Raw genomic sequence first — 23,191 nt, forward strand, 5'->3', positions numbered from 1 at the left:
CGCGCGGGGAGGGAGGCCGTCTGAACCCGCTGCTCGCCGAAGCGCTCTCCGCAGCGGCGCTGGTCGTGGTGCTGGCCTGCGCCGTGGTGCGCCCGTGGGGCTGGTCGGAAGCGGTGTTCGCGGTCCCGGCCGCGCTCGTGCTGGTGGTGAGCGGGGCGATCTCGCTCCCGGCCGTGGCCGCCGAGGCCGGGCTGCTCGGCCCGGTGATCGGGTTCCTGGCCGCGGTGCTGGTCCTGGCCCAGCTGTGCGCCCACGAGGGCCTGTTCCGAACCTGCGGGGCGTGGATGGCCCGGGTGGCGGCACGGCGCCCGCGCCGGCTGCTGGTGCAGGTCTTCGCGGCCGCATCGGTGATCACGGCCGTGTTGAGCCTGGACGCCACGGTGGTGCTCCTCACCCCGGTCGTGTTCGCGACGGCCGCCCGGCTCGGCGTCCGCCCGAAGCCGCACGTGTACGCCTGCACGCACCTGTCCAACACCGCGTCGCTGCTGTTCCCGGTGTCGAACCTGACCAACCTGCTCGCGTTCGCGGCGAGCGGGCTGAGCTTCGCGCGGTTCGCCGGGCTGATGACGCTGCCGTGGATCGCGGCCGTTGCGGTCGAGTACGCGGCGTTCCGCTGGTTCTTCGCCGCCGACCTCGACGTGGGGGCCGACGTCGGCGCCGAGGCGGAGCGGCCCGAATGGCCGGTGTTCGCCGTGGCCGTCGTCGCGGTGACGCTGGCCGGGTTCCTGCTGACGTCCGCGGTGGGGGTGAACCCGGCATGGGCCGCAGCCGCCGGCGCGGCCCTGCTGGGCGCGCGTGCGCTGGCCCGGCGGCGCACGACGCCGGCGGCGATCGGGCGAGCGGCCTCGGTCGGGTTCCTCGCGTTCGTGCTCGCGTTGGGGATCGTGGTGCGCGCGGTGCTCGACAACGGCCTCGCCGCCGGGCTGGGCCGGTTCGTGGTCGACGACACCGGGCTGCCCGGTCTGCTGGGCGTCGCGGCGGTGGCCGCCGTGCTGGCGAACCTGGTCAACAACCTGCCTGCGGTGCTCGTACTGCTGCCACTCACCGCCCCGGCCGGGCCCGCCGCGGTGCTGGCGGTGCTCCTCGGGGTGAACATCGGCCCGAACCTGACCTACGCCGGCTCCTTGGCCACACTGCTGTGGCGGCGCATCGTGCGTGCCCACGACACCGACGTCGACCTCGGCGAGTTCACCCGGCTCGGGTTGCTCACCGTGCCGGCCGGGCTCGTCCTGTCCGTGGCGGCGCTGTGGGCGTCGCTGCACCTGATCGGAACCGGAGGCTGAGCGGATGCGCGTGGTGGTCTGGATCGCCGAGGGGACCTGGCCCGCCTGTGTCGACGCCGTGCGCGACCTGGCCCCGGGCCCGGCCGATGTCGTGTTGCTGCACGTCACCGGCGACGCCCCGGGCGCAGCGCACGGGGCGTTCGCCGGCCTGCTCGGGCGTGGCCGTCCGGACCGTGACCCGGGCACCGACGTGGAGCACCTCGCCGCCGCGTCCGCCGAGCGGCTGCTCGACGCCGCCGCCCGCCGGTTGGGCAGGCCGTGCACCCGATCGACCCGCGTGGGCCGGGTGGAGCGGGAGATCGTCGCTGCCGCGGAGGACGCCGACCTCCTCGTGCTCGCCCGCGACGGCGACCGCAGCCACCTGGGGCCACGCAGCCTCGGCCACGCCACCCGGTTCGTGGTGGATCACGCCCCGTGCCCGGTGCTGCTGGTCTGGCCGGAGCGGCCGCCCGACGTCACGTCGCTCCCGCCACCGCCGGGACCGCGGAAAGGCGGTCGCGCCGGGCACTAGTGTCGGCCGCGACATGAGCGCAACGATCCAGGCCACCGGGCTCGCCGCCGGGCACGGCACCCGAGTCCTGTTCTCCGGTCTCGACCTGATCGTCGCCCCCGGGGACGTCGTCGGGCTCGTCGGCGCCAACGGCGCGGGCAAGTCCACGCTCCTGCGGCTCCTCGCGGGCGAGCAGGAGCCCGAGGACGGGAAGGTCGTCGTCAGCCCGCCGGACGCGACGATCGGGCACCTGCCGCAGGAGCCGGACCGGCGCCCCGGCGAGACGGTGGCGGCGTTCCTCGCGCGGCGCACCGGCGTCGCCGCGGCGCAGGCGGCGATGGACGCCGCGGCGGAGGCGCTCGGCAGCGGCGCCCCCGGCGCGGACGACACCTACGCCGCCGCGCTGGACCGCTGGCTCTCCCTCGGCGGCGCCGACCTCGAGGAGCGCGCAGGCGAGATCGCGGCCGACGTCGGGCTCGGTGTGGATCTCGGCGCGGAGATGACCGCGCTGTCGGGCGGGCAGGCCGCCCGGGCCGGGCTCGCCGCGCTGCTGCTCTCGCGCCACGACGTGCTGCTGCTCGACGAGCCCACCAACGACCTGGACCTCGACGGCCTGGAGCGCCTGGAGCGCTTCGTCACGGGCCTGCGCAGCCCGGCCGTGATCGTGAGCCACGACCGCGAATTCCTCGCCCGCACCGTCAACCTGGTCGTCGAGCTGGACATCGCGCAGCAGCGGGTCGGCGTGTACGACGGCGGTTACGACAGCTACCTCGTCGAGCGCGACGTCGCCCGTCGGCACGCGCGCGAGGCGTACGAGGAGTACGACGACAAGCTCAGCGGGCTGAAGGACCGCGCGCAGATGCAGCGCAACTGGATGGCCCAGGGTGTCCGCAACGCCCGTCGCAAATCCACGGACAACGACAAGATCGGCCGCAAGATGCGCGCCGAGGCCAGCGAGAAGCAGGCCGCGAAGGCCCGCCAGACACAGCGGATGATCGAGCGCCTCGACGTGGTCGAGGAGCCGCGCAAGGAGTGGGAGCTGCGGATGACGATCGCAGCAGCACCCCGCTCCGGCACGGTGGTCGCATCGATGACCGGCGCGCTCGTCCGCCGCGGGTCGTTCGTGCTCGGTCCGGTGGACGCACAGGTCGACTGGGCCGACCGCATCGTGATCACGGGGGCCAACGGCTCCGGCAAGTCCACCCTGCTCGGGGCCCTGCTCGGGCGCATCCCCGTTGACGAAGGCAGCGCCGGTCTCGGCTCGGGGGTGCGGGTCGGTGAGATCGACCAGGCCCGCGGCCTGTTCCTCGGTCCGGAACCGCTGGTCCGCGCGTTCGGCAACGCTCTGCTCACCCACCCCGCCGGCTCCGCCGGCTTCCATCCCCCACGGCCCGACTGGGCCGAGTCGGACGTCCGCACGTTGCTCGCCAAGTTCGGCCTGACGGCCGAGCACGTGCCGCGCCCGGCCGCGTCGCTCTCACCGGGCGAGCGCACCCGCGCCGCCCTCGCCCTGCTCCAGGCCCGCGAGGTGAACCTGCTCGTCCTCGACGAGCCGACGAACCACCTCGACCTGCCCGCGATCGAGCAGCTCGAGCAGGCCCTCGACTCCTTTCCCGGCACCGTCCTGCTGGTGACGCACGACCGCCGGATGCTGGAGTCGGTGCGCAGCACCCGGCGCTGGACGGTCGCGGACGGCAAGCTGACGGAGGCCTGAGGCCCCTGCCGAAACCACAGCGAGGTGGCTGTGCTCCGGTTGAACCGGAGCACAGCCACCTCGCTGCAGTTCGGGTGGAGCCTCAGCTGGGGCGGGTGGGCGGAGACTGCGTCTTCGCCGGGTCGCGCTCCACGATGTCGCCCAGGGCCCCGTCGATGCGTTTCAGGACGTCGGGCTCCAGGCGCACCCCGCTCGCGCGGACGTTGTCGGTCACCTGCTCCGGGCGGCTGGCGCCGATGATCGCCGCGGCGACGTTGCCGTTCTGCAGCACCCACGCCACGGCGAGCTGGGCCATCGTGAGCCCCAGGTCGGACGCGACCGGCTCGAGCTCCTGGATGCGGGTGAGCGTCTCGTCGCCCATCCAGCGCTGGATGAAGTTCGCCCCGCCCTTCTCGTCGGTGGCCCGGGACCCGGCCGGGGGCGCGGCACCCGGCTTGTACTTGCCGGTGAGCGCACCTTGCGCGATCGGCGAGAAGACGACCTGGCTGATGCCGAGCTCCTCCGACGCCGGTACGACCTCGGCCTCGATCACGCGCCACAGCATCGAGTACTGCGGCTGGTTGGACACGAGCGAGAACCCGAGCTGCGTGGCCAGCGCCTGGCCGTCGCGCAGCTGCTGCGCCGTCCACTCGCTCACGCCGATGTAGAGCGCCTTGCCGGAGCGGACGACGTCGGCGAACGCCTGCATAGTCTCCTCGAGCGGCGTCTCGACGTCGAACCGGTGGGCCTGGTAGACGTCGACGTAGTCGGTCTGCAGCCGGCGCAGGCTCCCGTCGATCGACTCCAGGATGTGCTTGCGCGACAGACCGGAGTCGTTGTGGCCCTTCGGACCGGTGGGCCAGTAGACCTTGGTCATGATCTCCAGCGAGGCCCGCCGCTCGCCCTTGAGCGCCTCGCCGAGCACGGTCTCCGCCGCGCCGTTCGCATACCCGTCGGCGGTGTCGAACGTCGTGATCCCGGCGTCGAGGGCGGCGCGCACGGACGCGATGGCGGCGTCGTTCTCGACCTGGGAGCCGTGGGTGATCCAGTTGCCGTACGTGATTTCTGAGACCTTCAGGCCGGACCGGCCGAGGTAGCGGTGTTCCACGAGGAAACAGTAGACCTACTTGTCAGATGAGCGGACGGGTCGGTCGGCCGCGCGTCCCGGAACGACGGCGGGCGGCCCCCGTTCTCGAGGGGCCGCCCGCGGTGGGTCGGTGTCGGTCAGGCCTCGGGTCGTTCCTGCACGCCGATCGCGAAGCGCAGCTCCTGCCCACCATCGGGGCCGGCAACCGGCTGCACGTCCAGCACCTTGTCGTCGAGCACTTGGGCGACCACCGGCTCGAGGAACACGCTCACGCCATCCCCCGCCAGCACGACGTCGTCGGTGTTCGGCTGCCCGGCCAGGGAGAGCTCCAGGCCCTGCTCGGGGTCGGGGGCCGAGATGCGCAGCCCACCCCCGTCCGGCAGCTCGGCGTCGGTGGTCAGGGTCTTGATGGCTTCTGCCGCCGTATCGGTGATTGCCAACATGCCGCGCCAGGGTAGGCGCGATCGCACCGCCGTGCAGACCGGGGACCGGCGGGTGGCCGTTCCGTTCAAGAACAACACGGCGAACCGGGGCACCCTGGCACGCCGAACCGAGGAGGTGTTGTTCATGGCTCTGCCACCCGTCGCCGACGAGGCGAGCTGCCGCTGGGGGCCGGACGCGCCCGATGTCGCCCGGCTCCAGGAGGCACGCCGATGATCCTCATCACCGGAGGTCTGGGTTCCATCGGGTCGCACACGGCACGGGCCCTGCTCGACCTGGGAGAATCGGTCGTGCTCACCGCGCACCGCTCCACGCGGTTGCCCGAGCACCTCGCCGACGAGCCCGCAGGCCGGGTCGTTGTCGAGCCGCTCGACACCACCGACGCGGCCGCCTTCCGCGACATCGGCAAGCGGCACGAGATCACCGGCATCGTGCACCTCGCGGCGGCCCGCTACGACCTGCCCGATCCGGTCGAGTACCTCCGCGCCGACACCCTCGGCCTGCTCAACGCGCTCGAGGCGGCGACGACGTGGGGCGTGCGGCGGTTCTCCGTCGCCAGCAGCATCGCCGTGTACCTGGGAGTGGACGAGGCGCCGCTGCGCGAGGACGCCCCGCTGCCGGTGGTGGCGGCACACCAGATCCCGGTGTTCAAGAAGACCGCGGAGCTGTTCGCCGCGCTGGCGGGCGACAGCGGCGGGTTCGAGACCGTGAGCCTGCGGATCGGCACCGTCTGGGGCCCCCTCGGCGTGCCCGACAACCCGTTCACCCCGCTTCCCCGCCTGATCAGCGCGGCGGTCCGCGGCGAGGATCCCGACCTCACCCCGCCCCGCCCGCCCGCCTACGCCGAGGACGGCACGGACCTCTGCTACGTGAAGGACTGCGGCCGGGCCATCGCGCTGCTCATGCTCGCCGAGCGGCTGAACCACCGCATCTACAACGTCTCCAGCGGGCGGCTGGTGCGGTACGGCGAGGTCGTCGACGCGATCAACGCCGCCGTCCCGGGGGCGAACACCACGCTCCCGGCGGGGCGCAATCCCGACCGTCCCCCGGACAACCACCTCGACACCACGCGGCTGCGGGACGACACCGGCTTCCGGCCGGAGTACGACGTCGCCCGCGCGGTACCGGACTACGTCGAGTGGCTGCGACGGCACGACGCCTAACCGAACGTGTCGGGATCCGGCCCGAGCCGCGTGCCGGAGTCGAGCTCGTCGATCGTGGCGATGTCGTCGGCGCTGAGCTCGAAGTCGAACACGTCGATGTTCTCCCGGATCCGCGACGGCGTGACCGACTTGGGGAACACGATGTTGTCCTGCTGGATCTGCCAGCGCAGCACCACCTGGGCGGGGCTCTTGCCGTACTTCTCCCCGAGCGCGCCGATCCGCTCGTCCCGCAGCAGGTCACCGCCCTTGCCGATGGGGCTCCACGCCTCCGTGGCGATGCCGTGCTCGCGGTGGTAGTCCTTGAGCTCGCGCTGCGCGAGCCACGGGTGCAGTTCGATCTGGTTCACGGCGGGCACGGTGCCGGTCTCCGCGGCCAGCCGCTCCAGGTGCGGCACCTGGAAGTTGGACACGCCGATCGCGCGGGCCTTGCCGTCGGAGAGGATCTTCTCGAAGGCGCGCCACGTCTCGACGTAGCGGTCGGCGTGGGGCCGCGGCCAGTGGATCAGGTAGAGGTCGACGTGGTCGAGGCCCAGCTTCTGCAGGCTCTCGTCGAGCGCCGCGACGGCCTCGTCGTAACCGTGCCGGTCGTTGATGAGCTTGGTGGTGACGAAGAGCTCGTCGCGCGGGAGCCCGGACTCGCGGACCGCCTGCCCGACCCCCTCCTCGTTGCCGTACCCCTGGGCCGTGTCGATGTGCCGGTATCCGGCGTCGAGGGCCGTGCGCACGACCTCCGCCGTCCTGGCCGGCTCGATCTGGAAGACGCCGAACCCGAACTGCGGGATCTGCACGCCGTTGTTGAGGCGGATGTTCGGTACCTGCGACATGATCCTCGTTCTACCCGGTCAGGGGCTCCTTCTACCGGCGACCCTCGTCACCCACCCGTTCCCAGACGTCCGCGATCCCGGCCACCGCGGCGGCGGCCTGGGCACGCCCGGCCCGGGCCGCGGCGGGCCGTTGGGCGGGGTCCAGCACGTTGCGCCCGATCGCCGCGAGCGCCTCGGCGTCCGGGCTCACGAACGCCACCCGCGCGCCCTGCGCCCTGAGCGCGGCGACCTGCGGGCCGGCCCCGATCATCGGGCCGATCCCCCGCACGATCGGCGCCAGCACCACCACCTGCTCGTACCCGGCGGCGAGGTCGGCGTTGGCGGGTGAGCACAGCCCGCCGTCGACGAGGCTGCGCCCTCCGGTGCTCACCGGCGCCCAGACACCGGGCACCGCGCAGCTCGCCGCGACGGCCTCCACGAGGGGCACCCCCGAGTTCCGGTCGAGCACGACGCGCTCGCCGGAGTGGGCGTCGACCGCGGTGACCCGCAGGTCGCGCTGCGGCCACTCGTGCACCGGCAGCCTCCGCGCGAAGACGGCGACCCGCTCCGCCGCCGGGCCGGTCCTGGCCCGCCGGGCGAACCGGCCGATCCGCGCCCGCATCCGCTGCGGGTCCCGCCCGCCCGCCACGGCGGCGAGGACGAGCTGCACGAGCGCGCCCCTCCCGAGCGCGGCCGCGGCCTCCCCGTCCGGTGGCGCGAGCTGGGCGGCGTAGCGCTGCTCCGGGTCGACGCCGGTGGCGACCTGCGCCCCGACCAGCGCCCCCGCGGACGTCCCCACGATCAGCTCGGCGTCGGTGAGGTCGACGCCGAGCTCGCGCAGGCCGCACAGCATCCCGATCTCCCACGCGACCCCGGTGATCCCACCGCCGCCCAGCACGAGCGCCCTACCCATGCCCCGAACTCTAGGACACGCTTGACGACCGTCCATACCTACTAGTAGGTATGGGGTCGTGGACTCACGGACGAAGCTGCTCGACGCCGCCAAACGGCTCGTGTGGGAGCGCGGCGTCGAGGCCACCAGCCCGAACATGCTGCTGGCCTGCAGCGGTGTGGGGCAGGGCAGCCTCTACCACCACTTCGGGTCCAAGGCCGCCTGGGCCGAGGCGGCGATCACCTCGCTCGCAGCGGACCTCACGGTGGAGACGGACGAGCTGTTCTCCGCCCACGCCCCGGGCGCCGAGCAGCTGCGGGCCTACCTGTCCAAGCCCAGGGCCGCGCTCGACGGCTGCCGGCTGGGCCGGCTCGCGTTCGACCCGGAGATCAGGGCGAACGACGCGCTGCGCGCACCCATCAGCACCTACTTCGAACACCTGCGCGCGCTGCTCCGGCCCGCGGTGCGCGCCACCGGAGCCGTCGAGGACGGCGAACTCGATGTCGACGACGTCGTCGAGGCGATCTGCGCTGTCGTACAGGGCGGCTACGTCACGTCCCGGCTGAGCGACGACGCCGGCGCGCTCGACCGGGCGTGCCGCGGGCTGCTCGCCCTGCTCGGGATCGATCACTAGGAGAACCAGATGCCCCTCGTCCGAATCGACGCCGTCGCGGCCGATCCGCAGCGGCTGACCGCCATCGGCGACGCCGTGCACGCGGCGCTCGTCGACGCGTTCGGCATCCCGGCCGACGACCGCTTCCAGGTCCTGCGCGGCACAGGAGGCGACCGCGTCGGGTACGACCCCGGCTACCTCGGCGTGCAACGCGACGACGGAGTGGTGTTCGTGCAGGTCTTCCTGCGCCGCGGGCGCACCGACGAGCAGAAGCGGGCGTTCTACGGCGCGCTCGCGAAGCACGCGGCGGCCGCGGGCGTCGAGCCGCGCAACCTGCTCGTCAGCCTCGTCGAGAACGGGCTCGCCGACTGGTCGTTCGGCAACGGCGAGGCCCAGTACCTCGACAACCCACCGTCATGATCACCCTCGTCGACCACGGCTTCGGCCCCGACGCCCGCAACCGGCTCGACGCGGCCCGCGACCCCGGCCCCGACGGCGCCGTCGCCGCGCTGGAGACCTTCTACTTCGCGCTCAACAACGCCCGCCTCGACGTGCTGCGCGCCGTCTGGTCGCCCGACCCGCTCGCGCAGCTGAACAACCCCGTCGGCGGCATCCTCCGCTCCGGCGACGCGATCGCAGGCCTGTACGGGCGGATCTTCGCGGGCGGGCTGGACGTCCAGGTCACGTTCACCGACGCCGCCACCTACCTCGGTGCCGACACCGCCGTGTTCGCCGGACGTGAGCTGGGCAGCTACCTCGGCCCCGACGGCGGACGCGTGCCGCTGCAGATCCGCACGAGCAGGGTCTTCACGTGGCACCCCGACCAGGGCAGCTGGCTGCAGACCCACCACCACGGCAGCATCGACGACCCGGAGGCGCTGGCCGCGTACCAGGCAGCGGCCAGGCGCTGAGCCACCGGTTCTACAAAGCCACGTTCCGGTGCTGGAGGTTCAGGAACGGGGCTTCCCCGAACCTCCGTCGGACGGTTTCTCCGGCACGTGGCCGTGACCGTGCCCATGGCCGTGCCCGTGCCCATGACCGGCCCCGGGCACCGGGTCGCCCGCCCGCAGCGGCGCCCCGTGGAACCGGCCCTCGTGCGCGATGATCGGCCGCTGGTCGCCCGCCAGCTCCGGGTGCTTCGCCTCCAGCCGCTGCCGCTCGTCCCACTGCCGGCGCAGGCCCGTGACGTACTCGCGGTCGCCGTTGTACGTGCCGCGCCACGTCTGGGGCATCTGCTCCTTCGCCAGGCCGGTGCCGGCCTGGCCGAGCAGGCTCGGCCCGGCCGGGATCTTCTGCGGGGTACCGCCGCAGGCCGGGCAGCCCGGAGCCGGCGCGCCGATCCCGACGAGCCGTTCGAAGCGCTCGCCGCAGTCGCACCGGTAGACGTATATCGGCATCGCTACCAGTTCTCGACGGACTTGGTGAGGATGTCGGCGATGTCGTCCTCGGTGGGCGTCTTCGGGCAGGTGGCGAGCAGGCGCTGTTGCTTCATCGTGCCGGGCACGAGGTCGGGCACGTCCGCCTCCGTGTAGCCGACGCCGCCGATGCCGTTCGGGATGCCGATGTCGCGCATCAGGTTGATCAGCACGGACGGGAGCTGCTCGCGCGGGTCGTTCACCTTGTCCGCCCGCGGGTCGAGCATCTCGGCGGCCCGCAGGTGCCGATCCGGGGCGCTCTCGAACGAGAACCGGAACGCCTCGGGCGCCGTGAGCGACACGGACTGGCCGTGCGGCACCATCGGCTCCTCCTGCGGGTAGCCGGCGGGCCGGTAGTCCTTCACCATGCCGGCGATCGGGTAGGCGTTGGCGTGCGGGATGTGCACGCCCGAGTTGCCGAAGCCCATGCCGGCGAACGTCGCCGCCATCATCATGTTCGATCGCGCCTCGACGTCGTCGGCGCCCCGGTGCACGGCGGTGCGGAACGACTGCGCGAGCAACCCCATCGCCTTCTCGCACCACAGGTCGGACACCGGGTTCGAGCCGCAGTACGTCACCCGTTCCTCGGGCTTCTTGCGGTCGAAGGTGGTGTACCAGCGCGCGGTGTACGACTCGAGCGCGTGGCAGACGATGTCCATCCCCGACGACGCGGTGACCTCGGGCGGCAGGCTCATCGTCAGCAGCGGGTCGATCACGGCGAGGGTGGGGCGCAACCGCCAGTGGCTGATCCCGGTCTTGACCTTCATCGACAGGATGTCCAGCACGCACATGGCCGTGGACTCCGAGCCGGTGCCCGCCGTGGTCGGGATCGCGACGAGCGGCTTGAGCTGGCCCGGCGGCGTCTTCGCGGCACCGATCGGCTTGTTGATGTAGTCCATCAGCTCGCCGGGGTAGCTGGTGAGCAGGTTGATCGCCTTGGCGGTGTCGATCGCGGACCCACCGCCGACGGCGACGAACCCGTCCCACGGCCCCTGCGCGCGGGCGTACTCGGTGGCCTTGTTCATCGAGTCGTCGGTGGGCTCGACGTGCACCGCGTCGAAGATCTCCGACTCGATGTCGTAGCGGCGCAGGTTGTCGGCGATCCGTTCGGGCACACCGAGCGCGTGGATCCCGTGGTCGGTGACGATCAGGACCCGGCGGACCCCGTACCCGGACATCTCGAAGCCGACCTCGTCGGACGCGCCCGCACCGAACTTCAGCGGCGGCGCGCCCCACGTGAAGATCGTTTCCTCGGAGAGGTCGACGGCGGTCATGTGTACGAACCCTTCGGCGCCGTGCGCAGCTGGTGGATCTGGTCGGCGTCGTGCCCGAACACCATCTGCGCGCCGGTCCGCTCCTGGATGCCGCGCAGCTTCTCCACCGAGGAGTAGAAGTCCTCGAGGTTGTTGACGATCGCGGCCGGGGTGGCGGGCGGCCCGTAGCTCTCCCCCATGTACACCGCGTCCGACGTGAAGATCATCGTGCCGGTATCGGGGAGGTCGACCTGCATCGACATGCACCCGACCGTGTGACCCGGGGTCTCGATCAGCGTGACGCCCGGGAGGAACTCGGTGTCACCGGAGACGGTCTGGAACTCCAGCCCCTCGTAGTCGGTCTTGAGGTGCGCGCCGGTGAAGAGCCCGTCGAAGCCGAACGCGAAGTCCTTCTCCCGCTGGTGGCACACGAGCTTGGCGGGGGTGTTCTTGAACATCTGGGCGTTGCCGGCGTGGTCGAAGTGCAGGTGGGACAGCACGACGTAGTCGATCTCGTCGAGGCCGACGCCCAGCTGGTTCAGCCGCGAGTCGAGGTACTCCTCGTCGCTGACGTGGTCGTAGGGGAAGAACTCCTGCAGGCCGGTCGGCCCCCACCGCTCCTCCCAGTCGCGGGGGCAGCTGGTGTCCCACAGCAGCTTGCCCTCGTCGGTCTCCACGAGGACGCAGTGCGTGGGGACATCCACCCACGGCGCCGGCGCGTCCTTGTGGCTGCGGTCGGTGATCGACCGTCCCGGCTTCAGCAACAGCCAGGTCAGGTCGGCGGTCATCGCACCGCAGGGGATGACGGTTACCTTGTTCGCGGTCGCCATCATGATCCTCTCGACGGTGAGGGAATGGTGTCCCGACAGTTGCACCCGGGTGGCCACCCGTCAATCCGGGTGCACTGATCGATGGATCAGGTCGGCGGTGGCGGCGAGCAGCGCGCATCCGGCGGAGATCCCGACCATGGCGAGGCCGCCGACCGGCCAGTAGATGTGCCCGTGCAGGAACGGCACCGTCGCCACGACCAGCAGCACGGCCCCGGCCAGCGCGCGCCTCCCGTCGCGGCGCACGCGCACGACCGCCGTGAGCACGACGGCCACCGCGAAGGCGTAGACGCCCACCTCCGCCAGCTCGTTGCCGAGCGCCGACAGCGCGAGGGCGGCCTCGCCGCGCTCCCCCTCCACGTCCACCACCCGGCCCGCGGCGATGCCGGCCAGCGTGTCCAGCCCGGTGTAGTAGACGGCGAACACGTACGCGGCGACGCGCGCGATCCGGGCCAGCGGACCGGACTCGCCGCGCAGCAGCACCCACAGCGCCACGGCCAGCAGCGGGAAGATCGGCAGGAGCAGCACGTGGAGCTGCCACCACCGCGTGGCGGTGGACGCGTCGAGCTCGGCCGGGTGGAACAGGCCGATCAGGGCGAGCACCGCGCCGGGCAGGGCGACCGCCACGACGATGATCCAGCGAGGCATGGGCGGAGCCTGGCAGCCTGGGCGGCATGCAGCGATACGAGTACCGGGTCCTGGCGCTGCGCGAGAGCCTCATCGGCGGGAAGCTGTCCGCCGACAAGCTGGAGCGCCTGCTGAACGACGAGGCGGAGCAGGGCTGGCAGCTGAAGTCGATCACCTCGACCGAGGTGAAGGGCCGGATCGGGCCCGGCGGGGTGGAGGGGCTGCTCGTGACGCTGGAACGGCCGGTCGGCTGACCAGTGCTCCCGTCCCCGGTTCGCATAGGGTCGCTGACCGTGGACACCCCCTCCGAGCTGTTCGACCCGTCCGCGTGGCGCCCGGTCGAGGGCTTCGACTTCGCCGACATCACCTACCACCGGGCCGTGGACACCGGAGCGGTTCGGATCGCGTTCCACCGCCCCGAGGTCCGCAACGCGTTCCGGCCCGGCACGGTGGACGAGCTCTACCGCGCCCTCGACCACGCGCGGCAGACCCCCGACGTCGGCTGCGTGCTGCTCACCGGCAACGGACCGTCCCCGAAGGACGGCGGGTGGGCCTTCTGCTCCGGCGGCGACCAGCGGATCCGCGGTCGCACGGGCTACCAGTACGCCTCGGGCGAGACCGCCGACACCGTCGACCCCGCACGGGCGGGCCGGCTGCACATCCTCGAGTGCCAGCGGCTCATCCGGTTCATGCCGAAGGTCGTCATCGCGGTGGTGTCCGGCTGGGCGGCGGGCGGCGGCCACTCGCTGCACGTCACGTGCGACATGACGCTCGCCAGCGCCGAGCACGCCCGGTTCAAGCAGACCGACGCCGACGTCGGGTCGTTCGACGGCGGCTTCGGCTCGGCGTACCTGGCGCGGCAGGTGGGTCAGAAGTTCGCCCGCGAGATCTTCTTCCTCGGGCGCGAGTACACGGCGGAGGATGCCCACCGGATGGGCATGGTCAACGCCGTCGTGCCGCACGCCGACCTGGAGAAGGTGGCGCTGGAGTGGGCCCGGGAGGTCAACGGCAAGTCGCCCACGGCGCAGCGGATGCTCAAGTACGCGTTCAACCTGATCGACGACGGGCTGGTCGGGCAGCAGCTCTTCGCCGGCGAGGCCACGAGGCTCGCGTACATGACCGACGAGGCGGTGGAGGGCAGGGACGCGTTCCTCCAGAAGCGGGAGCCGAACTGGGCGGCGTACCCATGGCACTACTAGCGCCCGGGAGCGAGCGGCGGAGCCGTGTCGCGGAGCGAGCGGGCCGCTCGCTCAAAAGTTGCGAGCAGAAGTGCCGTTCACCGCACCCGCACATGCGATGAGCGAGCTCCGGGTCGTGACCGTGGACGGCTCCCCCGGCGCCGTCGACCACCTCGCCCGCGCGCTGCGCGCCGCCCTCGACGGGGGGCCCCCTGTGCTGCCCGTCGTCCCCGGGGAGGCCGTCGTCGCCGGCGAGCCGGGCGAAGGCGCCGCCGTCGCGATCGCCACCTCCGGCTCGACGGGCGCCGCGAAGCACGTGGTGCTCTCCGCGGCGGCGCTGCGGGCGTCCGCCCACGCCACGGCCGAACGGCTCGGCGGCACCGCACGGTGGCTGCTCGCGCTGCCCGCCCAGCACGTCGCGGGCGTGCAGGTGCTGGTCCGCGCCCTGCTCGCGGGGGCGCCGCCGGTGGTGCAGGACCTGCGAGCAGGCTTCCGCCCCGACGACTTCGCCGCCGCCACGCGCGAGCTCGGCGCCGAACGGCGCTGCACGAGCCTGGTGCCCACCCAGCTCGCCAGGCTCCTCGACGCCGGCGGCACCGCCCTCGACGCGCTGCGCGGCTACGCCGCGGTGCTCGTCGGCGGAGCGGCACTCGCGCCGCGGCTGCACGAGCGGGCGCTGGCCGAGGGCGTCGCGGTCGTCACGACCTACGGGATGAGCGAGACCGCGGGGGGCTGCGTCTACGACGGGGTCCCGCTCGACGGCGTGCGCGTCGAGCTGGAGGACGGCGGGCGGATCCGGCTCGGCGGCCCGACCCTCGCCGACGGCTACCTCGGCGACCCCGGCCTCACCGAGGCCGCGTTCGCCGGCGGCTGGTTCCGCACCAGCGATCTCGGCCGCTGGCGGGACGGGCGGCTCGAGGTGCTCGGGCGGGCGGACGACGTGATCGTCACCGGCGGCGAGAACGTCGCACCGGCCGCCGTGGAACGGGTGCTCGTCGCTCAGGACGGGGTGGCCGCCGCCTGCGTCGTCGGGGTGCCCGACGCCGAGTGGGGATCGGTGGTCGCCGCCGCGGTCGTGCTCGACGGCCGGCCCGACAACAGGGCGCTCGACGGCACGGCGCTCGCCGAGCGCCTGCGGGCCGCGGTGCGCGCGGAGCTCGGGCGGGCCGGGGTGCCCCGCATCCTGCGCGCCGTGCCCCGGATCCCGCTGCGCGGGATCGGCAAGCCCGATCGGATGGCGACGGCGGCGCTGATCACGGCCGAAGGGCCCGCTGCCCCGATCGCTCCCTCCTCACACCCCCGGAACGGATGATCTCGGCCTACATCCCTTCGTGCGTCTCACGCTGGGTTGATTGACCGTTACTGATCACGTTCTGTCTCCTGCCTCGTAGGACGCACGCGTCACACGAGCACCAAGGGGACGACCGGATGAAGTGGGCCACCGCGACCGCGCTGCTCGGCATCGCGAGCGGCCTCGCGCTCGGACCCGCCACGCCGGCGGCTGCCGACCCGCCCGCGAGCTCCTGGTCCGCCGACCTCCGCCAGGGGGAAGCAGCGGGGGTCGTCATCGACGACGGCGTGGCGCGCATCGACCCGCAGACGGCGTTCGTCGCCGCGGCGGAGGGCGCCCCGGCCGACGGCACCGCCCGGCCGACGGGCCTGCTGACCTTCCCCGCCCACCGGCTGGCGACGGCGACCGACCACGTGGCGGTCGCTGTGGACGGCGAGGTGCCCGCGGGTGCGACCGCCACCGTCGACGTCAGGGGCCGGCGCGCCACCGGCGGGTGGACGGAGTGGGTCCCGGCCGCGAGCGGGCCCGGCGGCCGGGCCGTCACGCTCCCGGCGGCCTCGGCGGAGGTGCAGGCCCGGCTGGTCCTCGCGGGCGATCCGGCGGCCGGGCCCGTGGTACGCGGCGTCTCCCTCACCGCCCGGCCGGCGCCGCCGGGCCGGACCGAGTCGGACGAACGGGCGCTCGCGCTCTCCTACCGCGTGTTCGCCACGCGCGAGGGGCTCGTCGGCGGCAAGACGGCGAACGGGCACGTGATCGGCGACCACGACCACTTCGTGGCGCTCCCGTCCCGCCGGGCGCTGTCGCCGCGCGGCAGCAGCGATTACTCCGTGAAGGTGTGCGCGTCCGGCCGCTGCGCGTTCGCCCCCGTCTGGGACGTCGGGCCGTGGAACACCCGCGACGACTACTGGAACCCCGGCTCGAAGCGGCAGGAGTGGCGCGACCTGCCGCAAGGGGTGCCGCAGGCGCAGGCAGCCCACGACGACGGCTACAACGGCGGGCGGGACCAGTACGACCGGGAGGTCTCCAACCCGGCCGGCATCGACCTCGGCGACGGCCTCTTCTGGGACGCGCTCGGCCTGGAGAACAACGCCTGGGTCGACGTCGAGTACCTGTGGACCGGCGCGGAGCGGCTCGCCCGGGTGGCGTCCGACACGGACGTCCGGGCAGCCCCCGACGGCGCGGCGGAGGTCGTCGGGGTCGCGGCGGGCCACGCGTCCGTGCCGGTGGAATGCGCCCACGGCGGGTGGCTGCGCGTCGGCCCGGACCAGTACGTCGAGGCCGGCGCGATCCCCGACGCGCCCCACATCGGCGCGTGCCCGCCGCCGGCCACCCCCTGAGCCGGGTGAGCAGCGCGCGAGCCGGGTCCGGCGGCGGGATAACGTGCGTGTGTGGCCACGATCGCGCAGTGGGTGGAGGGTGCTCGACCGCGCACCCTGCCGACCGCCCTCTCCCCCGTCATCGCCGGCACCGGAGCAGCGATCGGGCACGGCGTCGTCGCGCCCGGGCGGGCCCTGCTGGCACTGATCGTCGCGGTCTCGCTGATGATCGGCGTGAACTACGCCAACGACTACTCCGACGGCATCCGCGGCACCGACGACGAGCGCGTGGGGCCGCTGCGGCTCGTCGGGTCGCAGCTCGCCGCCCCGTCGACGGTCCGGACCGCGGCCTTCTTCGCGTTCGGGGTCGCGGGCCTCGCCGGGCTGACGCTGGTGTCGCTCAGCGGTCAGTGGTGGCTGATCGCCGTGGGCGCCCTCTGCATCGTGGCCGCGTGGTTCTACACCGGTGGGTCCCACCCCTATGGCTACCTGGGCTTCGGGGAGATCGCGGTCTTCGTCTTCTACGGCCTCGTCGGCGTGCTCGGCACCGTGCTCACGCAGAGCGGGCCGCCCGGGTCGCTCGCCGTCGTCACCGCGATCGGTGTCGGCATGCTCACGAGCGCCGTGCTGGTGGCCAACAACCTGCGCGACATCCCCACCGACGCCGCTGTGGGCAAGCACACTCTCGCCGTGCGCCTGGGCGACCGGGACACCCGCCGCCTCTACGCCGCGCTGACCCTGCTGCCGTTCCTGATCTCCGTGGGCGCCGGGCTGCGCAGCTGGCCGATGCTGCTGGCCCTGCTCGCGCTGCCCTTCGCGGTGCTCCCCATCCGGGACGTCCTCGGCGGCGCGGAGGGCGGCAAGCTCATCCGCGTGCTGGCGCAGACCGGCGTGCTGCTGCTGGCCTGGTCACTGCTGACCGCGATCGGCCTCGCGGTCGGACGGTTCGTCTGACGCGACGAGCGGCGCCTCGACGTCGGCGTCGTCGCCCCGCAGCCGCGCTCGCAGCGCCTCGCGTTCCCGGGACCGGCGCTCCCGGGCCGTGGCGAGCGCGCTGTCCAGGCGCGCCCGCAGCCCGCGGAAGAGCACCATGGAGAGCGGCAGCGCCACGATCAGGGCCACGAGCAGCGCGATGACGAACGGGACGCCTGCCACCATCAGCAGCGCCGTGATGAGCGCGACGAGTGCCACGCGGGCGGCCGTGTAGAGCGCCACGGTGGCGGCCAGCCCGGGCTGCCGCTCCGTGGGGGTCGGCGTCGTCATACGTCGAGCCTACGACCGGTCCAGAAGACTGCTCCGTGCAGGCGGGGTGACCTGTCCGGTTCGTCCTTTAAGAGCCCTTTACCTCCGGACAACCGTTCGAGTACCTGGGGTCCGTGGTGTCACGATGGCCCGGAAGCACCACGTTCTGGGAGGTCATGGATGTCGATCACGCACACCGGCAGCAACGAGCGGCTGCTCACCCCCGGTGAGGTGGCGGCGCTCTTCCGGGTCGACCCCAAGACGGTCACCCGTTGGGCCTCCGCAGGCCGGATCGGCTCGATCCGCACGCCGGGCGGCCACCGGCGGTTCCGCGAGTCCGAGGTGCGCAGCATGCTGGCCGACCTCACGAGCGAGGCCACGCTGCCGCCCGCCCGCCCCTGATCGAGCCCCACTCACAGCACTTCACGCCGCCCCCGCGCGTCCTCGGCTAACCTCGGCTGCGGAGGTGGTTCGACAATGCTGTTCCTCATCGCATTCGTCGGCGCCGCGATCATCGCTCTGGTGCTGTGGAAGGCGATGAACTCCGGCGCCGTCGACTTCCCGCAGCCCCAGCGGCGAGGTCCGGTGGCCGGTCCGAGCCGCACACCACGGGTGAGCGGTCCGGACGACGACCCCGACTTCCTACGTCAACTCGACGAGAAGGTCCGTCGGCGCGACGAGCCACCGGGGGCCTGACACGGGCGCCCGGCCAGTCGCCGTTTCGGCTGGTGAACCGCCGGGCCGCCCGAACCCCAGAACCCTCAGGCCGGAGGCCCCTCGAACGCGTCGGCCACCGCGGCCGCGAGCTCCAGCAACGCGAGCCGGGTGCCCGGCTCGAGCCGCTCGAGGTCCACCTCGGCGCCCTCCTCCAGGTGGGCGTCGAACGGGATGCGGGCCACCATCCGGCAACGCGCAGCGAAGTGCTCGCCCACCTTCGCGAGATCCACCCCACCCGACGAGCGGTGCACGCAGTTGATCACCGCGACCGAGTTCTTCACCAGGTCGCCGTGCCCGTGGGCGTCGAGCCAGTCCATGGTGGCCGACGCGCTGCGCGCCCCGTCGATCGAACCGGACGACACGATGATCAGCTGGTCGGCGAGGCCGAGCACGCCGTACATCGCCGAGTGCATGAGCCCGGTGCCGCAGTCGGTGAGCACGATGTTGTAGAAGTGCTCCAGCAGCGTGACGGTGCGGCGGTAGTCCTCCTCGCTGAACGCCTCCGACACCGCGGGGTCCTGCTCGCTCGCCAGCACCTCGAGGCGGGACGGCCCCTGCGAGGTGTACGCGCGCACGTCGCTGTAACGGCGCACGCGCTGGGCGTCGCGCAGCAGGTTGCGCACCGTGGCACTGGTCTCCAGCGGGATCTTCTGGCTGAGCGTGCCGCGGTCCGGGTTGGCGTCCACCGCCACCACCCGATCGCCGCGCAGGGAGGCGAACGTGGCGCCCAGCGTGGCGGTGACCGTGGTCTTGCCGACGCCGCCCTTCAGGCTCAGGATGGCGATCTTGTAGCAGCCGAGCAGCGGGCGGTTGACCCGCGCGGTGAGCTCCCGCCTGCGGATGTCGGCCGGGCTCTCACCCGGATTGATCAGCCGGCCCGACAGCAGGTAGACGAGCCTGCGCCAGCCGGACTGCGGAGGCCGCCGGGTGGGTGCGAGCACCCTCGCGGTGCTCAGGTCGGGCCGCTCGGCGCGGCCGCTGCGGGCTCGCTGCGCCTCCTGGGCCGCCACCGCCCCGGGGTCGGTCCACCGCGCGGTGCCGCGCGGCGGGGTGCGTGGGGCGGCGGGAGGCGCCTCCGCCGCCGGCTCCGCCGGGGGGCGCTCGACGCGCAGATGGTTCGGCATCGTGGCGTCGCCGGCGCCGGACCCGGCCGAGCGGGGCGCATCCGGTTCGGGGCGGCGAGCAGGCGGTTCCGGTGGCGCGACCGGCGCCGGGGCGGCCTGGGCTCCGGCGACGCCCCAGCGCTCACGGACATACCGGCCTACCGAGCCGTCCGGATAGTCACCGGATTGACGCTCTGTCATCAGCACATCCCGCCGGGCGCGTCCATTCGACCGTTGATCCCCCACACGAACGCCGACGGTAGTCGGCCGACTGCCCGGGGTCGAGGCGCGGTCGGGTGGCGGCGTGTCACTCGCCGTCAGCCCACCCCGGCGTACGAGTGCAGACCAGCGACGACCATGTTGATGAAGAAGAGGTTGAAGACAATCGTAGCGAAGCCGGCGACGTTCACCCAGGCCGCCCGGCCGGTGCGCCAGCCCGCGGTGGCCCGGGCGTGGAGGTACGCCGCGTAGATCACCCACGAGACGAACGCCACGGTCTCCTTCGGGTCCCACCCCCAGAACCGGCCCCACGCGGCCTCCGCCCAGATCGCCCCCGTGATGATCGCGAACGTGAAGAGCGGGAACGCCACGATCGTGATGCGGTAGGCGAGCCGGTCGAGCGCGTCGGCCTCCGGCAGCTTCTCGGCCAGCCCGTCGAGCCGTCCCGAACGGCGCAGCAGGAACAGCAGGCTCGCGACACCCGCGACGACCAGCAGGCCCGACGAGATGCAGATGGTGCTGACGTGGATGCTCATCCAGTACGAGCGCAGCGGCGGCACCACGGGCCCGGCCGGGACGTAGAGCACCGACCCGGCGAGCGCCATCAGGACGAGCACCGGGAACAGCACGAACGGGCCCGCGGACCGCGCGGCCGGCGAGCGGCGCAGCACGACGAGCCACGTGCCGACCGCGGCCACGGAGATCGCCGAGATGAACTCGTACATGTTGCCCAGCGGCCACCGCTCGGCCGCGATCCCGCGGGTGGCGATCGACGCGAGCTGCAGCGCGGCACCGAGCACGGTCACCGCGACGGCCATCCGGCCGAACCGCTCAGGCCGGCTGCGCACCGGCCCCTCCTCCGGCGCCCCGTCCGGGGCGCCCGCACCCACCAGCACGGGCACCTTCGCGCGCGCCGCCGAGAACTCGACGGCATGGAAGATCATCGCCAGCGCGTAGATCCCGGCGGCCGCCACGAACAGGCGATCGCTGAATGTGGCGAGTTCGGCGCTCACTGGCACTAGATCTCCTCCTGTGCTGCGTTCGGTGCATCGAGCAGGTCGGCCCGCAAGCGGTCGAACTCCTCGCCGTAGCCCGCGCGGTCGGTGCGGGCCAGGCCGCCGAGCTCGACGACGGTGCGCGCGCCGTCGTCGACGGGCGTGAGCCGGGCCCAGAACCGGCGCCTGCGGATGGTCAACGACAGGCCGAGCCCGCCCAGCAGCAGTACCGCGAACACGAGCACGGCCTCCTGGCCGGGGTCGTAGCTGACCTGCAGGTACGCCCAGTCCTGCACGCCGTCGAAGCGGACCACGGTGCCGTCGTCGAGGGTCAGCGACTGGCCCGGCACCAGGTTGGCCCGCGCCACCCGCGCCAGCGCCCCCGAATCGATCATGCCCTGGTCCACCTGGAAGATCGACTGCCCGCGGCCGTCGTCGAGCCCCAGGTCACCGCGCATCACGTCGACGGCGACCTCGGGCGCGAGCAGGGCCGGGAACACCGACGTGACGATGTCCCCGCCGGACGACGTCGGGGCGAACAGGCCGGTGATCGCGAGCTGGGAGGTGCGGCGCTTCTCCTCGTCGGTGACGCCGGGCGGCTCGAACTTCGTGGCGCCCTGCGACAGCATCGTGGCCTGGTCGACGGGCCGCCACTGGATCTCACCGGTGCGCTGCTGCCCGTCCGGCCACGTCACCGTGAAGCGCGGCGCGTACCCGTGACCGAGCAGGTAGACGCGGTTGCCGTCGACCCGCAGCGGGTGGTTGACCTCCAGCTGGTGCGTGCTCCACCGGTCGACGCCCGCCTCGACGTCCTCCGCGCTCTGGTAGGACAGCGTGCCGCGGAAGCTCTCGGCCTGCCCGTTCGGCTGGAAGTCCGCGTGGAAGTCGTCCAGGCGCACGCAGAACGGGCTCAGGTCGGTGCCGTCGACGCGCAGCCCCGCCCGGAACGTGTCGTAACCGAGGATGCCGGTGTTGCAGAACTGGCCGCCGCCGGACATGACGATGACCTGGCCCTCGTAGCCGAAGAGCTTGCCTGCGGCGAAGCCGAGGAGCAGGCCGATCAGGCTCAGGTGGAACAGCAGGTTGCCGGCCTCGCGCAGGTACCCCTTCTCCGCGGAGACGGTGCGTCCCGTACCGTCCGCCCGCTCCGCGCGCCGCCAGCCGCGCAGCCGCGAGCGGACGCGCTCCTCTGCCTCGTCGATGCCGACGTCGAGCGTGGCGCTCGCGTGGTGCGGCATCCGCGCCAGGTTGCGCGGGGTGACCACCGGCTCGGCGCGCAGCGCCGCGGCGTGCTCCACGGTGCGCGGCAGCACGCAGCCGATCAGCGAGATCATCAGCAGCAGGTAGATGGCGGCGAACCACGGCGCGGCGAAGACGTCGAAGAACCCGAGGCGGTCGAGCGTGGGCGCGAGCCACGGGTAGTCGGTGAAGTACTTGTCGACGAGCTGCTGGTTCAGCGACCGCTGCGGCAGCAGCGCCCCGGGCAGCGCGGCGAGTGCGAGCAGGAACAGCAGCACGAGCGCCGTGCGCATCGAGGTGAGCCCGCGCCACCCGTTGCGCAGGACGGCCCACACGCCGGACAGGCGCGGGTGCGGCGTCCGGGGTCCGGGGTCCGGGCGCGGAGGGGCCGGCGTCTCTGTGGAGGCGGGCATCGCTACAGCACCGGGACGAAGCCGGCGACGGACACCTGCAGCCTGGCGAGCAGGTCACCCCACAACCCGGTGACCAGCAGCACCCCGACCGCCACCATCAGCGCCCCGCCTGCGAGCTGGATCGAGCGGGTGTGGCGGCGCAGCCAGCCGAGCGCCCGCACGGCCCGCGACGCGCCGAGCGCGATGAGCACGAACGGCACTCCGAGCCCTGCGCAGTACGCGACCGTGAGCACGACGCCGCGCAGCGAACCGCCACCGGTGCCCGCGGCCACCGCCACGACGCCCGCGAGCGTCGGACCGATGCACGGCACCCAGCCGAGGCCGAAGACCGCCCCGAGCAGCGGAGCGCCCCAGAGCCCTGCCCGCGGCACCCAGTGCACCCGCTTCTCCCGCTGCAGCACGGGCACCAGGCCGACGAACGCCAGCCCCATCACGATCATGACGACGCCGCCGGCGCGCTGCAGCGCGGCCTCGTTGGCCACGAGCGCGTCGGCGAGCCAGACGACACCCGTGAGGATCGCGCCGAACACGACCGTGAAGCCCGCGACGAAGAGCGCGGCGGCCCCGGCCACCCGGAACCGGCCGGACCGCCGCTCCCCGGCTTCCGCCGGGGTGGCCGGCGGGACGTCGGCGCCGACGAGCCCCGCGAGGTAGGCGAGGTAGCCGGGCACGAGCGGGACCACGCACGGCGACGCGAAGCTGACCGCGCCGGCCAGCACGGCCACGGCGGCCGCGAGCAGCAGCGGTCCGGAGACCGCGAGCGTCGTCGAGGGGTCCATCACCCATGAGGGTAGGCCGCGTGCTAATGCGCGCCCGCACCGGGTTCTACAACCTGTAGTCGATGGCGCGACCCGGGCGGAGCCCCGTCACCCCTCGCCGACGGGACTTCGC

General features: G+C 73.1%; 27 protein-coding genes. 14 read left to right on the plus strand and 13 right to left on the minus strand.

Annotation, left to right across the window (positions count from 1 at the left end):
* Positions 1-65: 65 nt before the first annotated feature.
* Genes ABEA81_RS16460 through ABEA81_RS16470 form a run of 3 tightly spaced genes read left to right on the plus strand, consistent with a single transcriptional unit; the run spans position 66 to position 3,487 of the window.
* On the plus strand, positions 66-1,283 hold the full coding sequence (locus ABEA81_RS16460) for an SLC13 family permease (protein ID WP_345605980.1): 1,218 nt from the start codon (positions 66-68) through the stop codon (positions 1,281-1,283).
* A gap of 4 nt (positions 1,284-1,287) precedes the next feature.
* The gene (locus tag ABEA81_RS16465) at positions 1,288-1,794 is read left to right on the plus strand and encodes a universal stress protein (RefSeq protein WP_345605981.1); all 507 of its coding nucleotides are present in this window, start codon (positions 1,288-1,290) and stop codon (positions 1,792-1,794) included.
* 13 nt (positions 1,795-1,807) lie between these two features.
* Positions 1,808-3,487: an ABC-F family ATP-binding cassette domain-containing protein gene (locus tag ABEA81_RS16470; protein ID WP_345605982.1), complete on the plus strand. Its 1,680-nt coding sequence runs from the start codon at positions 1,808-1,810 to the stop codon at positions 3,485-3,487.
* A gap of 82 nt (positions 3,488-3,569) precedes the next feature.
* On the opposite strand, the gene ABEA81_RS16475 is transcribed toward ABEA81_RS16470, so the two are convergent.
* Both ABEA81_RS16475 and ABEA81_RS16480 read right to left on the minus strand, forming a co-directional pair.
* A complete protein-coding gene (locus tag ABEA81_RS16475) occupies positions 3,570-4,574 on the minus strand; it encodes an aldo/keto reductase family protein (protein WP_345605983.1) in 1,005 nt (334 codons plus the stop codon).
* 116 nt (positions 4,575-4,690) lie between these two features.
* Complete coding sequence (locus tag ABEA81_RS16480; RefSeq protein ID WP_345605984.1) at positions 4,691-4,996, minus strand: adhesin; 306 nt, start codon at positions 4,994-4,996, stop codon at positions 4,691-4,693.
* A gap of 210 nt (positions 4,997-5,206) precedes the next feature.
* On the opposite strand from ABEA81_RS16480, the gene ABEA81_RS16485 reads away from it, so the two are divergent.
* The gene (locus ABEA81_RS16485) at positions 5,207-6,157 is read left to right on the plus strand and encodes an NAD-dependent epimerase/dehydratase family protein (RefSeq protein ID WP_345605985.1); all 951 of its coding nucleotides are present in this window, start codon (positions 5,207-5,209) and stop codon (positions 6,155-6,157) included.
* On the opposite strand, the gene ABEA81_RS16490 is transcribed toward ABEA81_RS16485, so the two are convergent.
* Positions 6,154-6,981, minus strand: a complete 828-nt coding sequence (locus ABEA81_RS16490) for an aldo/keto reductase (protein ID WP_345605986.1) — start codon at positions 6,979-6,981, stop codon at positions 6,154-6,156. The genes ABEA81_RS16485 and ABEA81_RS16490 overlap by 4 nt on opposite strands.
* 31 nt (positions 6,982-7,012) lie before the next feature.
* On the minus strand, positions 7,013-7,873 hold the full coding sequence (locus tag ABEA81_RS16495; protein ID WP_345605987.1) for a patatin-like phospholipase family protein: 861 nt from the start codon (positions 7,871-7,873) through the stop codon (positions 7,013-7,015).
* Between the two features lie 58 nt (positions 7,874-7,931).
* Here ABEA81_RS16495 and ABEA81_RS16500 point away from each other — a divergent pair, with 58 nt between their 5' ends.
* From ABEA81_RS16500 to ABEA81_RS16510, 3 genes are read left to right on the plus strand one after another with little or no spacing between them, the layout of a single operon-like run.
* Positions 7,932-8,486 (plus strand): TetR/AcrR family transcriptional regulator, encoded by a 555-nt coding sequence (locus ABEA81_RS16500; RefSeq protein ID WP_345605988.1) that lies wholly within the window; start codon positions 7,932-7,934, stop codon positions 8,484-8,486.
* Positions 8,487-8,495: 9 nt separating this feature from the next.
* Complete coding sequence (locus ABEA81_RS16505; protein WP_345605989.1) at positions 8,496-8,885, plus strand: tautomerase family protein; 390 nt, start codon at positions 8,496-8,498, stop codon at positions 8,883-8,885.
* Complete coding sequence (locus ABEA81_RS16510) at positions 8,882-9,376, plus strand: YybH family protein (RefSeq protein ID WP_345605991.1); 495 nt, start codon at positions 8,882-8,884, stop codon at positions 9,374-9,376. Before ABEA81_RS16505 ends, ABEA81_RS16510 begins: the two co-directional genes overlap by 4 nt.
* 39 nt (positions 9,377-9,415) lie before the next feature.
* On the opposite strand, the gene ABEA81_RS16515 is transcribed toward ABEA81_RS16510, so the two are convergent.
* From ABEA81_RS16515 to ABEA81_RS16530, 4 genes are all read right to left on the minus strand, one after another.
* Entirely contained in the window at positions 9,416-9,862 is a 447-nt protein-coding gene (locus ABEA81_RS16515; RefSeq protein ID WP_345605992.1) for an FmdB family zinc ribbon protein, read from the minus strand.
* 2 nt (positions 9,863-9,864) lie between these two features.
* Positions 9,865-11,154 carry a hydroxyacid-oxoacid transhydrogenase gene (locus tag ABEA81_RS16520; RefSeq protein WP_345605993.1) on the minus strand — a complete coding sequence of 430 codons (1,290 nt, stop codon included), beginning with the start codon at positions 11,152-11,154 and terminating at the stop codon, positions 9,865-9,867.
* Positions 11,151-11,921 carry an N-acyl homoserine lactonase family protein gene (locus ABEA81_RS16525; RefSeq protein ID WP_345605994.1) on the minus strand — a complete coding sequence of 257 codons (771 nt, stop codon included), beginning with the start codon at positions 11,919-11,921 and terminating at the stop codon, positions 11,151-11,153. The genes ABEA81_RS16520 and ABEA81_RS16525 overlap by 4 nt, the downstream gene beginning before the upstream one ends.
* A gap of 102 nt (positions 11,922-12,023) precedes the next feature.
* Complete coding sequence (locus ABEA81_RS16530; protein WP_345605995.1) at positions 12,024-12,608, minus strand: hypothetical protein; 585 nt, start codon at positions 12,606-12,608, stop codon at positions 12,024-12,026.
* A 26-nt stretch (positions 12,609-12,634) separates the two neighbouring features.
* Between ABEA81_RS16530 and ABEA81_RS16535 the strand changes: the two genes are divergently transcribed.
* The 5 genes from ABEA81_RS16535 to ABEA81_RS16555 all read left to right on the plus strand — a co-directional run bounded on the left by ABEA81_RS16535 (position 12,635) and on the right by ABEA81_RS16555 (position 17,326).
* Entirely contained in the window at positions 12,635-12,841 is a 207-nt protein-coding gene (locus tag ABEA81_RS16535) for a DUF4177 domain-containing protein (protein ID WP_345605996.1), read from the plus strand.
* Positions 12,842-12,880: 39 nt separating this feature from the next.
* Positions 12,881-13,786 (plus strand): 1,4-dihydroxy-2-naphthoyl-CoA synthase, encoded by a 906-nt coding sequence (locus tag ABEA81_RS16540; protein WP_345605998.1) that lies wholly within the window; start codon positions 12,881-12,883, stop codon positions 13,784-13,786.
* 97 nt (positions 13,787-13,883) lie between these two features.
* Positions 13,884-15,077, plus strand: coding sequence for an o-succinylbenzoate--CoA ligase (gene menE, locus ABEA81_RS16545; protein WP_345605999.1), 1,194 nt, complete (start codon positions 13,884-13,886; stop codon positions 15,075-15,077).
* 116 nt (positions 15,078-15,193) lie between these two features.
* Positions 15,194-16,393 carry a hypothetical protein gene (locus ABEA81_RS16550; protein ID WP_345606000.1) on the plus strand — a complete coding sequence of 400 codons (1,200 nt, stop codon included), beginning with the start codon at positions 15,194-15,196 and terminating at the stop codon, positions 16,391-16,393.
* A 51-nt stretch (positions 16,394-16,444) separates the two neighbouring features.
* Positions 16,445-17,326 carry a 1,4-dihydroxy-2-naphthoate polyprenyltransferase gene (locus ABEA81_RS16555; protein ID WP_345606001.1) on the plus strand — a complete coding sequence of 294 codons (882 nt, stop codon included), beginning with the start codon at positions 16,445-16,447 and terminating at the stop codon, positions 17,324-17,326.
* On the opposite strand, the gene ABEA81_RS16560 is transcribed toward ABEA81_RS16555, so the two are convergent.
* Positions 17,282-17,635, minus strand: a complete 354-nt coding sequence (locus ABEA81_RS16560) for a DUF4229 domain-containing protein (protein ID WP_345606002.1) — start codon at positions 17,633-17,635, stop codon at positions 17,282-17,284. The two genes, ABEA81_RS16555 and ABEA81_RS16560, sit on opposite strands and share 45 nt — an antisense overlap.
* A gap of 159 nt (positions 17,636-17,794) precedes the next feature.
* Between ABEA81_RS16560 and ABEA81_RS16565 the strand changes: the two genes are divergently transcribed.
* Positions 17,795-18,016 (plus strand): BldC family transcriptional regulator, encoded by a 222-nt coding sequence (locus ABEA81_RS16565; RefSeq protein ID WP_345606004.1) that lies wholly within the window; start codon positions 17,795-17,797, stop codon positions 18,014-18,016.
* Positions 18,017-18,091: 75 nt separating this feature from the next.
* Positions 18,092-18,310, plus strand: coding sequence for a hypothetical protein (locus ABEA81_RS16570; protein WP_345606005.1), 219 nt, complete (start codon positions 18,092-18,094; stop codon positions 18,308-18,310).
* 65 nt (positions 18,311-18,375) lie between these two features.
* On the opposite strand, the gene ABEA81_RS16575 is transcribed toward ABEA81_RS16570, so the two are convergent.
* The 4 genes from ABEA81_RS16575 to ABEA81_RS16590 all read right to left on the minus strand — a co-directional run bounded on the left by ABEA81_RS16575 (position 18,376) and on the right by ABEA81_RS16590 (position 23,079).
* On the minus strand, positions 18,376-19,455 hold the full coding sequence (locus ABEA81_RS16575; protein ID WP_425570577.1) for a MinD/ParA family ATP-binding protein: 1,080 nt from the start codon (positions 19,453-19,455) through the stop codon (positions 18,376-18,378).
* A 296-nt stretch (positions 19,456-19,751) separates the two neighbouring features.
* Positions 19,752-20,672, minus strand: a complete 921-nt coding sequence (gene ccsB, locus ABEA81_RS16580) for a c-type cytochrome biogenesis protein CcsB (RefSeq protein ID WP_345606007.1) — start codon at positions 20,670-20,672, stop codon at positions 19,752-19,754.
* Positions 20,672-22,300 carry a cytochrome c biogenesis protein ResB gene (resB, locus tag ABEA81_RS16585; protein ID WP_425570578.1) on the minus strand — a complete coding sequence of 543 codons (1,629 nt, stop codon included), beginning with the start codon at positions 22,298-22,300 and terminating at the stop codon, positions 20,672-20,674. The genes ccsB and resB overlap by 1 nt, the downstream gene beginning before the upstream one ends.
* Positions 22,301-22,302: 2 nt before the next feature.
* The gene (locus tag ABEA81_RS16590; protein WP_345606008.1) at positions 22,303-23,079 is read right to left on the minus strand and encodes a cytochrome c biogenesis CcdA family protein; all 777 of its coding nucleotides are present in this window, start codon (positions 23,077-23,079) and stop codon (positions 22,303-22,305) included.
* Between the last annotated feature and the right edge of the window lie 112 nt (positions 23,080-23,191).

Origin of the sequence: Pseudonocardia adelaidensis (genome assembly GCF_039543345.1) — a bacterium.
GTDB lineage: Bacteria > Actinomycetota > Actinomycetes > Mycobacteriales > Pseudonocardiaceae > Pseudonocardia > Pseudonocardia adelaidensis.

Bases quoted from the DNA above. Each gene is read 5' to 3' on its own strand.
- ABEA81_RS16470 (WP_345605982.1), top strand. From the start codon at position 1,808: ATGAGCGCAACGATCCAGGCCACCGGGCTCGCCGCCGGGCACGGCACC.
- ABEA81_RS16465 (WP_345605981.1), top strand. From the start codon at position 1,288: ATGCGCGTGGTGGTCTGGATCGCCGAGGGGACCTGGCCCGCCTGTGTC.
- ABEA81_RS16505 (WP_345605989.1), top strand. From the start codon at position 8,496: ATGCCCCTCGTCCGAATCGACGCCGTCGCGGCCGATCCGCAGCGGCTG.
- ABEA81_RS16515 (WP_345605992.1), bottom strand. From the start codon at position 9,862: ATGCCGATATACGTCTACCGGTGCGACTGCGGCGAGCGCTTCGAACGG.
- ABEA81_RS16575 (WP_425570577.1), bottom strand. From the start codon at position 19,455: ATGCCGAACCATCTGCGCGTCGAGCGCCCCCCGGCGGAGCCGGCGGCG.
- resB (WP_425570578.1), bottom strand. From the start codon at position 22,300: ATGCCCGCCTCCACAGAGACGCCGGCCCCTCCGCGCCCGGACCCCGGA.
- ABEA81_RS16570 (WP_345606005.1), top strand. From the start codon at position 18,092: ATGCTGTTCCTCATCGCATTCGTCGGCGCCGCGATCATCGCTCTGGTG.
- ABEA81_RS16520 (WP_345605993.1), bottom strand. From the start codon at position 11,154: ATGACCGCCGTCGACCTCTCCGAGGAAACGATCTTCACGTGGGGCGCG.
- ABEA81_RS16525 (WP_345605994.1), bottom strand. From the start codon at position 11,921: ATGACCGCCGACCTGACCTGGCTGTTGCTGAAGCCGGGACGGTCGATC.
- ABEA81_RS16560 (WP_345606002.1), bottom strand. From the start codon at position 17,635: ATGACGACGCCGACCCCCACGGAGCGGCAGCCCGGGCTGGCCGCCACC.
- ABEA81_RS16485 (WP_345605985.1), top strand. From the start codon at position 5,207: ATGATCCTCATCACCGGAGGTCTGGGTTCCATCGGGTCGCACACGGCA.
- ABEA81_RS16495 (WP_345605987.1), bottom strand. From the start codon at position 7,873: ATGGGTAGGGCGCTCGTGCTGGGCGGCGGTGGGATCACCGGGGTCGCG.
- ABEA81_RS16535 (WP_345605996.1), top strand. From the start codon at position 12,635: ATGCAGCGATACGAGTACCGGGTCCTGGCGCTGCGCGAGAGCCTCATC.
- menE (WP_345605999.1), top strand. From the start codon at position 13,884: ATGAGCGAGCTCCGGGTCGTGACCGTGGACGGCTCCCCCGGCGCCGTC.
- ABEA81_RS16590 (WP_345606008.1), bottom strand. From the start codon at position 23,079: ATGGACCCCTCGACGACGCTCGCGGTCTCCGGACCGCTGCTGCTCGCG.
- ABEA81_RS16510 (WP_345605991.1), top strand. From the start codon at position 8,882: ATGATCACCCTCGTCGACCACGGCTTCGGCCCCGACGCCCGCAACCGG.
- ABEA81_RS16565 (WP_345606004.1), top strand. From the start codon at position 17,795: ATGTCGATCACGCACACCGGCAGCAACGAGCGGCTGCTCACCCCCGGT.
- ABEA81_RS16490 (WP_345605986.1), bottom strand. From the start codon at position 6,981: ATGTCGCAGGTACCGAACATCCGCCTCAACAACGGCGTGCAGATCCCG.
- ABEA81_RS16480 (WP_345605984.1), bottom strand. From the start codon at position 4,996: ATGTTGGCAATCACCGATACGGCGGCAGAAGCCATCAAGACCCTGACC.
- ABEA81_RS16550 (WP_345606000.1), top strand. From the start codon at position 15,194: ATGAAGTGGGCCACCGCGACCGCGCTGCTCGGCATCGCGAGCGGCCTC.
- ABEA81_RS16530 (WP_345605995.1), bottom strand. From the start codon at position 12,608: ATGCCTCGCTGGATCATCGTCGTGGCGGTCGCCCTGCCCGGCGCGGTG.